Origin of the sequence: Corynebacterium simulans (assembly GCF_001586215.1) — a bacterium.
GTDB lineage: Bacteria > Actinomycetota > Actinomycetes > Mycobacteriales > Mycobacteriaceae > Corynebacterium > Corynebacterium simulans.
In genome coordinates this window covers 309,794-322,523 of the sequence record NZ_CP014634.1, presented here as the reverse complement: position 1 = coordinate 322,523, position 12,730 = coordinate 309,794, and the positions used below count along the sequence as shown (strand labels likewise).

The 12,730-nt window shown below is 60.8% G+C and carries 11 protein-coding genes; 7 read left to right on the top strand and 4 right to left on the bottom strand.

From position 1 onward, the window contains the following. Positions 1-120: 120 nt before the first annotated feature. From argS to thrB, 4 genes are all read left to right on the top strand, one after another. On the top strand, positions 121-1,782 hold the full coding sequence (argS, locus tag WM42_RS01485; protein WP_062035357.1) for an arginine--tRNA ligase: 1,662 nt from the start codon (positions 121-123) through the stop codon (positions 1,780-1,782). Beyond that, positions 1,783-3,117 carry a diaminopimelate decarboxylase gene (gene lysA / locus WM42_RS01480; protein ID WP_062035355.1) on the top strand — a complete coding sequence of 445 codons (1,335 nt, stop codon included), beginning with the start codon at positions 1,783-1,785 and terminating at the stop codon, positions 3,115-3,117. 111 nt (positions 3,118-3,228) lie between these two features. Beyond that, the gene (locus WM42_RS01475) at positions 3,229-4,566 is read left to right on the top strand and encodes a homoserine dehydrogenase (RefSeq protein ID WP_062035353.1); all 1,338 of its coding nucleotides are present in this window, start codon (positions 3,229-3,231) and stop codon (positions 4,564-4,566) included. Further along, positions 4,563-5,492, top strand: coding sequence for a homoserine kinase (thrB, locus tag WM42_RS01470; protein WP_062035351.1), 930 nt, complete (start codon positions 4,563-4,565; stop codon positions 5,490-5,492). Before WM42_RS01475 ends, thrB begins: the two co-directional genes overlap by 4 nt. Here thrB and WM42_RS01465 read toward each other — a convergent pair. The 4 genes from WM42_RS01465 to WM42_RS01450 all read right to left on the bottom strand — a co-directional run bounded on the left by WM42_RS01465 (position 5,489) and on the right by WM42_RS01450 (position 8,999). Further along, positions 5,489-6,184 (bottom strand): helix-turn-helix transcriptional regulator, encoded by a 696-nt coding sequence (locus WM42_RS01465; protein WP_061925864.1) that lies wholly within the window; start codon positions 6,182-6,184, stop codon positions 5,489-5,491. The two genes, thrB and WM42_RS01465, sit on opposite strands and share 4 nt — an antisense overlap. 119 nt (positions 6,185-6,303) lie before the next feature. Next, positions 6,304-7,989 carry an ATP-binding cassette domain-containing protein gene (locus WM42_RS01460; RefSeq protein ID WP_062035349.1) on the bottom strand — a complete coding sequence of 562 codons (1,686 nt, stop codon included), beginning with the start codon at positions 7,987-7,989 and terminating at the stop codon, positions 6,304-6,306. Between the two features lie 10 nt (positions 7,990-7,999). Further along, positions 8,000-8,716: a molybdate ABC transporter substrate-binding protein gene (modA, locus tag WM42_RS01455; protein ID WP_062035347.1), complete on the bottom strand. Its 717-nt coding sequence runs from the start codon at positions 8,714-8,716 to the stop codon at positions 8,000-8,002. Positions 8,717-8,738: 22 nt separating this feature from the next. After that, positions 8,739-8,999: a DUF2249 domain-containing protein gene (locus tag WM42_RS01450; protein ID WP_062035345.1), complete on the bottom strand. Its 261-nt coding sequence runs from the start codon at positions 8,997-8,999 to the stop codon at positions 8,739-8,741. A gap of 75 nt (positions 9,000-9,074) precedes the next feature. On the opposite strand from WM42_RS01450, the gene WM42_RS01445 reads away from it, so the two are divergent. The 3 genes from WM42_RS01445 to WM42_RS01435 are packed head-to-tail and all read left to right on the top strand — an operon-like array spanning position 9,075 to position 12,696. Beyond that, the gene (locus WM42_RS01445; RefSeq protein ID WP_235591286.1) at positions 9,075-10,142 is read left to right on the top strand and encodes a DUF8744 domain-containing protein; all 1,068 of its coding nucleotides are present in this window, start codon (positions 9,075-9,077) and stop codon (positions 10,140-10,142) included. Next, a complete protein-coding gene (locus WM42_RS01440; RefSeq protein ID WP_062035343.1) occupies positions 10,129-11,328 on the top strand; it encodes a hypothetical protein in 1,200 nt (399 codons plus the stop codon). The genes WM42_RS01445 and WM42_RS01440 overlap by 14 nt, the downstream gene beginning before the upstream one ends. Further along, positions 11,329-12,696, top strand: a complete 1,368-nt coding sequence (locus WM42_RS01435; protein ID WP_062035341.1) for a multicopper oxidase domain-containing protein — start codon at positions 11,329-11,331, stop codon at positions 12,694-12,696. The last annotated feature ends 34 nt before the right edge of the window (positions 12,697-12,730 follow it).

Here is a 12,730-nt window from a genome sequence, read left to right as displayed (position 1 = left end):
CCTTATCACGTAAGTTTCGCAATAAAGGGCATATGTCACACAAGTTGCTTGCTTTTGTAAAAGGCCCCAACGCGTGCCTGATGCTGCTCATGTCAGCGCGGGACGATAGACTCTGACGCTATGAATCCCGTAGATCTTTCTGTGCTTATTAAAGAGACCGCAGTCGCTGTATTGAGCGAACACGAGCTCGACACCGCCGTCCTTCCTGAGACCGTGACCGTGGAGCGTCCGCGTAATCCCGAGCACGGTGACTACGCCACCAACTTGGCCCTGCAGGTAGCCAAAAAGGCTGGCGTGAATCCGCGTGATCTGGCCACCTGGCTCGCTGAGGCGCTGGCAGCAAACGCCGCTATCGACGTCGCGGAGATCGCCGGCCCAGGCTTTTTGAACATCCGTCTGGCCGCTGCCGCGCAGGGCGCAATCGTCAGCCAGGTTCGCGAGGCCGGCACTTCTTATGGCCACAATGATGCTTATAAGGATCAGAAGATCAACCTGGAGTTCGTTTCTGCGAACCCCACCGGCCCAATCCACCTAGGTGGCACCCGCTGGGCAGCAGTAGGTGACTCCCTGGGGCGCGTGCTCGAGGCTTCGGGAGCTGAGGTTACTCGCGAGTACTATTTCAACGATCACGGTCGCCAGATTGACCGTTTCTCCAACTCCCTCGTTGCTGCGGCCAAGGGCGAGCCGACCCCGGAAGATGGCTACGGCGGAGACTACATCCAGGAGATTGCGGCCAAGGTTGTCGAGCAGGTCCCGAACGCACTGGAAGGTTCTTTAGACGAGGTCCGCGAGAAGTTCCGCGCCTCCGGCGTGGAGATGATGTTCGCGCACATCAAGGATTCTCTCCACGAGTTTGGCGTTGACTTCGACGTCTACTTCCACGAGAATTCCCTCTTTGAGTCCGGCGCCGTCGAAAAGGCCGTCGCTCACCTGAAGGACAACGAGAAGCTCTACTTCGAAGATGGTGCATGGTGGCTGAAGTCCACCGACTACGGCGATGACAAGGACCGCGTGGTCATCAAGTCTGACGGCGACGCCGCATACATCGCTGGCGATATCGCTTACGTAGCTGACAAGTTTGACCGCGGCCACGACCTGGCCATCTACATGCTGGGCGCGGATCACCACGGTTACATCGCCCGCCTGCGCGCGGCCGCTGCTGCCATGGGCTATAACCCAGAGCAGGTCGAGGTGCTCATCGGCCAGATGGTCAACCTCCTGCGTGACGGTCAGGCAGTAAAGATGTCCAAGCGTGCCGGCACCGTCATCACCCTCGACGATCTCGTCGAGGCCATCGGCGTCGATGGCGCACGCTACTCCCTGGTGCGTTCTTCCGTGGATCAGTCCATCGACATCGACCTGGGCCTATGGGCTTCCCAGTCCTCCGATAACCCTGTTTACTACGTTCAGTACGGCCACGCGCGCATCTGTTCTATCCTGCGCAAAGCGCAAGAGCTGGGCCTTGATGCCGCAGCTATGGCAGATGCAGACCTCGCGCTTCTCACGCACGAGAAGGAAGGCGATCTGATCCGCACTCTGGGCGAGTTCCCTGAGGTTGTCTCCACCGCAGCGACCTTGCGCGAGCCGCACCGCATCGCCCGCTTCGCCGAGGAGTTGGCGGCTGTGTTCCACCGCTTCTATGACCAGTGCCAGGTGCTGCCAAAGGCGGATGAGACAACGCAGCCAATCCACATCGCACGCCTCGCGCTTGCCGACGCCGCACGTCAGGTCCTCTCCAACGCTCTGACCATGGTGGGCGTTAGCGCCCCGGAGAAGATGTAAATGGATTTCAACCAGCTTCCAGCCCACGTCTGGCCGCGCAACGCCAAGCGCCAGGACGATGGCGTGGTCACCATCGCCGGCCTGCCACTTACAGAGCTCGCTCAGGAATACGGCACGCCGCTCTATGTCTTCGACGAGGACGATTTCCGCTCTCGTTGCCGCGACATGGCACGTGCCTTCGGCGGGCCTGAGCACGTGCACTACGCATCGAAAGCATTTTTGACCAAGCGCATCGTGAAGTGGGTGGCCGAGGAAGGCCTATGTCTTGACGTGGCTTCCCTCAATGAGGCCAAGGTAGCCCTGGCAGCTGGCTTCCCGCCGGAGCGCATGACCGCGCACGGCAACAACAAAGAGCGCGAGTACCTACAGCTGTGTGTGGACAATGGTGTAGCGCACGTCGTGCTCGACAACGAGGGTGAGCTGGCGCAGCTTGATGAAATCGCGCGTGCGGCCGGCCGCGTTCAGTCAGTCATGATTCGCGTCAAGCCCGGCGTCGATGCCCACACCCACGAATTCATCGCAACCTCGCATGAGGATCAAAAATTCGGCATCTCCCTGGCCACAGGTGCGGCATTTGGTGCCTCTAAGGCAGCTCTGGAAGCTGAAAACTTGGAGCTGGTGGGGCTGCACTGTCACGTGGGTTCGTCTGTTTTCAATGCTGATGGCTTTAAATTGGCCGCCGAGCGCGTGCTTTCGCTCTATAAGCGCATCCATACCGAGCTGGGGGTAGCGCTCAAGGAGCTCGACCTGGGCGGCGGTTTCGGCATTCCATACATGGAGTACGAGGAAGCTCTCGACGTCGCCAAGCTGGCCCAAGATCTGCTTGCCGCAGTGGAGCGCACCGCTCGCGAACTGGGCATCGATGCGCCTTTCGTTCTGGTCGAGCCGGGCCGCTCGCTGGTCGGCGCCTCTGCGGTAACCGTGTACTCGGTGGGCACCGTCAAAGACGTAGAGACCGGCAAGGCCGAGCTGCCGATGCGCCGTTATCTCTCAGTCGATGGCGGAATGTCGGATAATATCCGCCCCGCGCTCTATGAGTCGGAATATGACGTGCGCGTGGTTAACCGGTTGACTCAGGGCGAGCCAGTGGATTCCCGTGTGGTGGGTTTCCACTGCGAGTCCGGTGACATCTTGGTTAGTGAACGCAAGCTGCCGGGTGACATTAAGACAGGGGATCTGCTGACCTTCGCCACCACCGGCGCTTATCAGTACATGATGGCCTCGCGCTACAACGGCGCGCTGCGCCCGGCCGTGGTCTCCGTGCGCGATGGTGAGGCTAGTTTGATGCTGCGTCGCGAGACAGTCGAGGACCTAATGGCCCTTGAAATTGATTAAATTCACCGCTTTTAACTGTTGAGCAAAAGAATCTTCTGGAAGCGCAAAAACTAGACAGCTCGTTCCGTATAGTGTGGGTAGCAATTTAACTACTAACGATTAAGGGACGATATGACTTCACAGACCAAGATCCGCACTGGTAAAGGCGAAGGCGAAGCTGTAGGCATCGCGCTGCTTGGTTTCGGCACCGTTGGTGCCGAGGTCTTCCGCCTGCTGGGGGAAAACGCTGATGCCTTTGCCCACCGCATCGGCGGTCCCGCAGAAATCCGCGGCGTCGCCGTGCAGAACAAAAATAAGCTGCGTCCTGGCGTGCCGAAGGATCTGCTTACCGACGATGCGAAGGCCCTAGTCATGCGCGACGACATCGACTTGGTTGTCGAGGTCATCGGCGGTATCGATTTCCCCCGCGAGCTCGTGCTGGCTGCGCTGAACGCCGGTAAGTCTGTGGTTACCGCGAACAAGGCGCTGGTGGCTGCTCATGCGGACGAGCTGGCAGAAGCCGCCGATAACGCTGGCGTGGACCTCTACTTCGAGGCTGCAGTGGCTGCTGCCATCCCGGTCGTGGGAATGCTGCGCCGTTCGCTCGCGGGCGACCAGATTCAACGCATTTCCGGCATCGTCAACGGCACCACCAACTTTATTTTGGACGCGATGGAGTCCACGGGCGCCTCCTACGCGGACGCGCTCGCTGAGGCCACGCGGCTAGGCTATGCCGAGGCCGATCCAACTGCCGATGTCGAGGGCCATGATGCCGCCTCGAAGGCGGCCATCCTCGCGTCGTTGGGCTTTCATACCCGCGTTACCTTCGACGATGTTTATTGCGAGGGCATTTCCAACATCACTGCTGAGGATATTGCCGCCGCACAGCAGGCAGGCTATTCCATCAAGCTGCTGGCCATCTGCGAGCGCCTGCGTGATGCGGAAGGCAATGAGTCCGTCAACGCACGCGTGCACCCGACCTTGGTCCCTAAGGAGCACCCGCTGGCCTCCGTCAGCAAGTCCTATAACGCTATCTTCGTCGAAGCCGAGGCAGCTGGCTCCCTGATGTTCTACGGCAACGGTGCCGGCGGTAACCCGACGGCGTCCGCGGTGCTTGGCGACGTCGTCGGCGCCTCCCGCAACATCGTCCACGGCGGCCGTGCACCGGGGGAGAACACCTACGCTAACCTGCCGATAGCAGACTTTGGTGAGGTATACACCCGCTATCACATCGATATGGAAGTCGTAGACCGCACAGGCGTGCTCTCTGCGATCTCCGCGCTATTTGCCAAGCACAACGTCTCCCTGCGCACTGTGCGCCAGAAAGACGGCGACGGAATCGCTCGCCTCATCGTGGTCACCCACACCGCGTTGGAGCATGAGATGCAGGGCATCGTTGAGGAGCTGGGCCAGCTTGATGATGTCAAGGCGGTCCACTCCGTTATCCGCCTGGACGGTGGCCAGCTGTGAGCACGGAGGTAGAGGTAGGCGTGGGGGCCACGGTAAAAGTCCCTGCTTCCTCAGCTAATCTGGGCCCCGGCTATGACACCCTCGGCATTGCGCTGAGCCTTTATGACACCGTCGAGGTTGAGGTCATCCCCGCTGGGCTGGAGGTAGAAATCTTCGGTGAGGGAGCAGAGGACTTGCCACGCGATGACTCTCATCTGGTGGTTAAAGCCATCCGTTCCGCGCTGAATGCGGCGGATGCTGCGGCGCCGGGTCTGCGCGTTACCTGCAATAACAACATCCCACAGTCGCGTGGTCTTGGTTCTTCGGCCGCCGCTGCCGTCGCCGGCGTTGCAGCGGGCAATGCCTTGGCAGGCTCACCGCTAAACAGCGATCAGCTAGTGCAGCTGTCTTCGGCTTTTGAGGGCCACCCCGATAACGCCGCGGCATCCGTGCTAGGCAATGCCGTGGTCTCCTGGACCACAGTGCCGGTAGACGGCCGATCTTTGCCAGAATATCGCGCTGTCAGTGTGGATGTACACGAATCCATCCAGGCCACAGCCTTGGTACCGGATTTCCATGCCTCCACCCAAGCCGTCCGCCGCGTGCTGCCTTCGCACGTGACGCACGGCGATGCTTCCTTCAACGTCTCGCGCACTGCCGTGCAGGTCGTCGCACTGCAGAAGTATCCGGAACTGTTGTGGGAAGGCACCCGTGACAGGCTGCACCAGCCTTATCGTGCTGATGTGTTGCCCATTACCGCGGAATGGGTCAACCGTCTGCGCAACCGTGGCTATGCAGCCTATCTTTCAGGTGCGGGCCCTACCGCGATGGTGCTGCACACTGAGCCTATCGAGGAATCAATCTTGCAGGATGCACGCGAAGCGGGCCTGCGAGTACTCCCGTTGGAGGTCGCAGGCCCGGTCGAGGTCCATGCAGCGCGGGCTTAAGCAGTCTGCTTGACGTTTACGCAGCAGGTTCCGTTGCCTGACTTCGGAACCAGGGTAAGCGAGAGGTGCTCGCCTGAATCGGCTGCGGTTTGTTCCAAGAAACCATCGTGGATAGCGCAGACGAACGGGGAGGGCTTGATGCCTGCCGCTACGAACGGGCAGGCATGCAGCTCCATGTCGGTCTGACCCTTTTCTTCGAGCTCGGTAGCCGATGCAGTGGGGTCAAATCCCATATCGCGCATCTTGCGATATAGCGGGGTCAGCGCGTTGGCGGAGGGGAACTGGTCCTGGTGTGTTGAGGTAGCCCACTTGCGGCCAATTGCGCGTGCCTGTTCGGAGGCGTAATCGTTGAGCTCTTCCTTATCTGCCAACATCTCTGCCAAAACGCTAATGAGGGTGACGTATTCTTCTGCCACTGAGCGGTTATCAGGGATGCGCACCTGGAAAATCAGCGAAGGGCGTCCGCGGCCCTTGGCTGGTGCGGTAATAACGCGGACTGCGCCTACATGTACCAGCTCATCGAGGTGGCCGCGCGCGGTATTGACATGCATGTCCATGTCTTTGGCGATGTCCGCCGCGCGTGCTCCTTGCGGATATTCCTGCAGAACGTTTAAAACTTCTCGCTGTTTGGGTGACAGGCGTAGTGCTTCTGGGAAAAGTTCTGTGGAGGACCGCGGTGCATGGACAGGCATGTTTCTCCTCAAATAATTTATAAGGGTTATCAGTTGTTAATAATGACGATACAGCGCTGACCCGTAGAAAAGACAATGATAGAGGTGCGATATGTGCCACTACGTGGAGCTACTTCCCCCTAATTAGTGAGGATGGAGCAGTGGACTTGCCCGCCGACGACGAGCTTTGTTGCCTCGGTGACCGAGATTTCGGCGTCTACAGATTGCCCGCCCAAGTCCAGGGTAACGACGGCCCGGTCTAAGGAGATAGCTCGCAAATCCAGCACGGTGGCAGTGATGCTTCCGGAAGGGGAAAGCACGACGTCGCTGTTGCTTAGGACGAGCGTTGTGTCGCCCTGCGGATCGGGCTGCAGCGCGCCTGCAACCTGGTTGCCGCGGATGACGCTGCGGCCAAGTAACTGCGCCACGAAGCGGTTGGGCGGAGCATTGACGACGTCCTGGCGAGGGGCGTGTGCAAGAATTTCGCCTTTTTCCACCACCGCGATGTCATCGGCCAGGCTGAGAAGGTCGAGAACATTGTGGGTGACGAGGACCGTGGTGCGGTCGTGCGCCGCGGCAGCAAGCAGGCGGCGCCATTGTGCGGCGGCAGCGGCGTCCACTGCAGCCAGGGGTTCGTCGAGTAGTAGCACTGCCTGCCGCGCGGCCAAAGCGCGTACCAAGGCGGCTTGTGCTGCTTGTCCGCCGGAGAGGTCCCGCACCTTGACGTGGGCGATCTCATCTAACCCGGCAGCGGAAATGAGCTGCGCGGTAACGTCCTCGACACCGGTGACCATGGTGATCGCCTCGGTCACTGTGGACAGCGGCGGCAATGCGGGCTTCTGGGTGAGCATGACGCTGTCGGAGGAGTCAGCGATGCGGCGCAGCAGCGTTGTCTTGCCCGCGCCGTTAACGCCCACCACGGCAGTCGTGGCATGGGGCCGGAACGGCGTGAGTTCGCGGCTTTGCTGCGGCCTGCTTAGCTCGCGGAGCTTTTCGATATCAAGTGGGCCTTGTGCGTGTGCCCGTGGCGCTGGTTCCTTGCGCAGCAGCGTGGGCAGGCCCGCGAGTGCTAAACAAAGCACGGCTAGGCCGATGAGCACGGCGGAGAGAGCATAGGCGTTGTCCGCGCTGGCCTCGCGTTCTAAGTAGATGCCGCTCGACATCGTGCGCGTAATACCTGGCGACGAACCAGCGAAGGTAATCGTGGTGCCAAACTCGCCCAGACTGCGCGCGCAGGCCAGAACGGCGCCGGTAAAGATGGAGGGCGCAATGGTAGGCAGCGTGATCTTCTGCCATACCGCCCACCGTGACATTCCCACCCGGCGCGCTGAGGTGGATACCTCCTGGTCAATGTGGCGTAATGCCGAGTCCACCGCCACCACCACGAAGGGCAGCGCCACGAAAGTATGCGCTGTGACCACACCGGCAAAGGCAAAGGCGAACTTCAAGTGGAGGGCGTCGAGAAGCGGGGCCAAAAGCCCGCGCCGACCGAGTGCCGCGCTTAGCGCTAGGCCACCCACCACCGGCGGCATGGCCAGCGGAAGGTAGACCAGCAGGCGCACAGCCTGGCCCATGCGTTTGAGGCCGTGGAGCCACATGGCGAGCCCGACGCCCAGGAACGTGGCAAGGACGGTGGCCAAGACCGCAGAACCCAAAGTCACGCGCAGCAAGTCGCGGGTGGAGTCTTGACCGACGACCGCCCCGAGACGGGACCATGGCACGCGCGTTGCTAGTGCCACGACGGGAATAGCAACGTATAAAACCGCCACGGCGCCCACGATGGCGAAGGGCCACGGGGCGCGGGTGGGGGTTTCTCGAGAAGCCATGCAGAGCAGTTTAGTCGGCGGGTTGGAAGCCGTACTGCGTCCAGGTTTCATCAAAGTCGTCAGAGAGCGTATCCAGTAATTGCTCGGCAGCGTCGCGTCGCTCGGTGTGCGTGACCACCGCGCCCATAATCTTGTTGCGGAACTTCTCTGCGCCCTCGATGGGGATGACCTCGAGGTCTGGGTTGGCCGCGGCGTCCGTGGAGTAGACAAAGCCGGCGTCGGCTTCGCCGCTGGCGACCTTGCCCACGACGTCAGCTACCTGGCCTTCTTCCGAATCGGGAGTGATGGTGAGGTGGAGGTCCTCCATGATCTTGTCCGCGATGTCGCCGCAGGGCACGGATGGATCGCAGCGCACGAAGTAGTCCTCCTCGCGCAAGTCCCGGACCGAGGAAATCCCTGCCGGGTTACCAGGCGGGACCACCATGACCATGGTGTTGGTGGCCAGCAGGCGGGGCTTGTCCACATCGCCGTTGTCCACGGCTTTGTCCATGGTCTTTTCTGAGGCCGTGATGAGGAGGTCTGCCGGTGCTCCTTGGTGAATCTGATCGACGAGGGATGCCGATCCGCCGTTGTTGATAAGCACTGGGGTGGTGGCCGTGAGGGCATCGTTCAGCACACGCGTCGAGGACGCAGCAAAAACGTTGAGTTCCGCGGGGTCGCTGGCGCAGGCGCTCAGCGACAGAGCCGCAAGTGTCGATGCAATGAGCGGGGCAAGGAGCTTCTTCATAGCCATCTAACTTACGCCAGCACTAGGCGGTGCGGGTGAACTTGATGTGGAAATCCTGTGGTTCTTCCTTGAGGTAGGCAAGGTCGAAGGACTCGTCGCGTGCCTCGATCTCCTTGAGCAGTGGCACCGGGTTGTGTGGCGCGATGAGGACCATCGACTCGCCAACGTTGAGGGTGCCGAGCGCGCCGTGGATGGCGCCGTGGCGGACTGCGTGCGGAATTTCAGAGGCGTTCAGGGTAGGGATGTCGTTGCCCTTGTGCGCATCAGAGATAGGCAGTTGCATGATGTTCCTTTCGTTGGAGGTGCTCGAAAGTGTTTCGAGTTTCACCTTAGCCCCAATATTAGTACGATAAAACTTGTGAAAAATATAGCGCATCGTTTCGTGTTCCTGGCATTCGCCGGCGCGGCGTTGCTCGTCGGTCTTTTCGCCGGTGCCTCACTGCTGGGCGTTGCCCCAGCCAGCGCAGTGACCAACGCCCATGGCCCGCTGATGGTGTTCGGTTTCGTGGGCGGCGCCATCGGCTTGGAGCGTGCCGTCGCAGTGAAGAAGACGTGGGCCTGGGCGGGCCCGGCCTTTCACGTGCTGGCAGTGCTAACGCTCCTCGTCGGGGTAACGCGACCCGTACCCGCGGTGTGCTTTGCACTGAGCTTCCTCGTCCTGGGCTTTATCTATCTGGAGGTCCATCGCCGCCAGCCCACCCTCGCTGTCCTCGTCCAGGCTGCCGGCGTGATTGGGGGAGTCGCCGCTTCCTTACTGTGGGCGATGACTCCCTCCTTTGCTACGGCCATGCCGCTGTGCGTCCTCTACGTCGTCGCCACCATCATCGGCGAACGTATGGAGCTCGCCCGCGTGACCATGGCCGGCACTCGCGCGGAAAACCTCATCACTGCCTTGGTCCTCGCCCTGGCAGCCGCGGGAGTTATCTACATCCTCGTGCCCGCAGTGGGCTACCGCCTGATGGGTGCGCTTTTGCTTGCCATCTCCTTGACCACTGTGCGCGTGGACGTGGCCAAGAACCTCGTGCGCGCTAAGGGACTGCCCCAATATTCCGCAGCCTGCATGCTGGCCGGTTACTTCTGGCTGGCGCTAGCTGGACTGGCGTGGCTCGGTATGGGGCAGGTCAGCGGCTTTAGTTACGACGCTTCGGTGCACACTGTTTTCTTGGGCTTTGTCATGTCCATGATCTTTGCGCACGCACCGATCATCTTGACGTCTGTCATTCGAAAGAAGCTGCCCTATAACCCCGTTCTCTATGTGCCAGTGGTGCTACTGCACGCGGGCCTCGTGGTGCGCGTCGGCGCGGATATCGTTGTTCACACCGGGGTGTATCAGGTAGGCGGTATGACTAACGTGGTGGCGGTGCTGCTGTTCGTTTTAAGTGGCTTTGTTTTGACCATCCGGGAGGCACGACGTGCACATCGCTGACGTATCTTTAGCCGCCCGCGGACGTTGGCACACGATTGCAGCGAGCGTCATTGGCTTCTGGGTGGTGGTGGGCGTTGCCATCAACGTGGCAGGAAATCTCGGTGCCAACGTGGTGTGGTGGGAACTCATTCACCCGTTCACGATTGGCGCGATGACCACGGCGATCATCGTGTATTCCACGCACTTTACTGAGGCACTGACCCGCATGCAGGCCCGTGGCTACAAGTCGGTGGCCTGGCGCGTGGCGCTAATTCAGGTGGGCTTGGTCCTCCTGCTCGTCGATCGTGCGGGCTATGATTGGGGCCCGCTTTCCGACGCCGCCTCGCTTCTCATCATCGTCACCTTCTTCTGGCACGCGTGGGACATCTACCGCGCGCTCAAAGGCTCGCTTGCGGGTTCTTTTGCCGTGACAGTACCTTTCTACATTACGGCCGCCGTGTTCTTGGTGGCCTCAGTCGTGATGGTCATTTTGGCGGGTAACGGTGTGGGCAACTACTCACTGCTGGTCGCCGCGCACTCCCGCGGAATGGTGTGGGGCTTTGCCTGGCTGACCATCCTCGGAACTGTGGTCACGCTGCTGCCCACGCTGTCGGGCACCAAGATCGCCCCGGCAGCGCGCGCCCGCTGTTCCCGGGTACTTACGGTGCACTGCGTAGGCCTCGCCCTCGCGGTGGGGCTTTACGCGGTGGGGCTTACACGGGCAGCGGGCATGGCCCAGTTGCTCGTCGTGCTCGCCGCGATTCTCATCATTCAGCCCATCCTGGCCACGGTGGTGGCGGGAAACCCGCAGCAGACCACTGCTGCCGTCTCCGTGCAGGCGGGCCTGCTGTGGATGCTCAGCTTGTGCGCTGCGGACGCGGTGTGCGCCGTCATCGGCGTCTACCCGCGCGCGGTGACGTTGTTGCTCATGCCCGCCTTCGTCGGCGCTGGCCTGTTGCAATTGGTCATCGGCGTGCTGCATCACCTCCTGCCCACCCTGTTGGGCGGCGGTCTGGCGAAAGTCACACTAGGGCGAAAAGTCGCTGACCGCGGCGGTTATGCGCGTTTGGTGCTTATCAACTTGGGCGCAGTGTTGTGCTTACTCGGCGCGGATGTTGCCGGGCTTATCATGATGGGGCTTGGCCTTATCACCAACGTCTTGGCCATCGTAGTGGCCGTTTACAAGCAGAAAAGACTGGAGAACTAAATGCTCAGCGTTTCTTCGAATCAATCTCCGAAGCCGCCGGTTCAAAACAATTGGGCCTCCTGGCTGCTCATCGGCATTGCCCTTGCTGCGGTTATCGCGCTCGCGGTGTTTAATAGCACGGGCAAGGCGCAAAGGGCGTCGGAAAGCGCGGGCGTGGAAGCGACCGTTGTCGACGTCTCAGTCTCCGGCATGGCCTTCGTCCCGGCTTCGATTGACGTGCCACAGGGCGCCCACCTTGTGGTCAACTTCACCAACGACGGCGACCAGGTCCACGACCTAAAGATTGGTGACAACGAGACCGGCCGTGTGGAGCCAGGCAAGACCGTTGAGCTCGATGCGGGCATTATCAACGAATCCACCCAGGGCTATTGCACTATCGCCGGGCACAAAGCACAGGGTATGGTGCTCCAGATCAACACGACTGACGACGCCGCGGGAGCTGCAGGCACAGCAGGCGATGCCATGCACGAGCACCATCACTCTGCGAGCCACCCCGACGTACCGAGTGCGGCGGAGCGCACCCAGAAGCGCGACGACTTCAAGGCTTTCGATGCCCGCTTGGCCAAGGCCGAAGGAACCACCCACGAGGAAACCTGGACCATGACCGAGGAAGAGGTCGAGGTAGCGCCAGGTGTAAAACAAACGCGGTGGCTATTCAACGGCCAAGCCCCAGGGCCAGCCCTGCGCGGCAAGGTGGGCGATAAGTTCAAGATCACCATCAAGAACGAGGGAAGCATGGGCCACTCCGTGGACTTCCACGCCGGCGAGGTCAACCCGGATGAGAACATGAAGACCATCGCGCCGGGCGAGTCCCTGACTTATGAGTTCACCGCGCATCGCTCCGGCATCTGGATGTATCACTGCTCCACGGCGCCGATGAGCCTACACATTGCCAACGGCATGGCCGGTGCGGTGGTCATCGATCCGCCAGAGCTTGGCGACGCCGATGCGGAGTACGCAATGATCGCCGACGAAATCTTCCTGGGCGACGAAAATGGCGCCGACGCCGACCGCGTCTCAAACGGCGAGTACGACCTGATGGCGTTTAATTACTATCCGAATCAGTACGACCTTGAGCCACTGCATGCCAAGGTGGGCGATAAGGTACGCATCTGGCTGCTCAACGTGGGCCCAGACCAGCCGTTGTCTTTCCACGTGGTGGGCGAGCAATTTGACACCGCGTACAAGGAGGGCGACTACCTGATTAAGGACCGTCGCGATTCGGGTTCGCAGGCGCTGGATCTCCTACCCGCGCAGGGCGGCTTCGTGGAGATGACCTTCAATGAACCCGGCACCTATAGCTTTGTCAATCACATCATGACCTCGGCCGAAAAGGGCCAGCACGGAAAGATTGTGGTCACGCAGTAGAGCTTAGACAAAAGGAGCGAGGAAGAAATCTTCC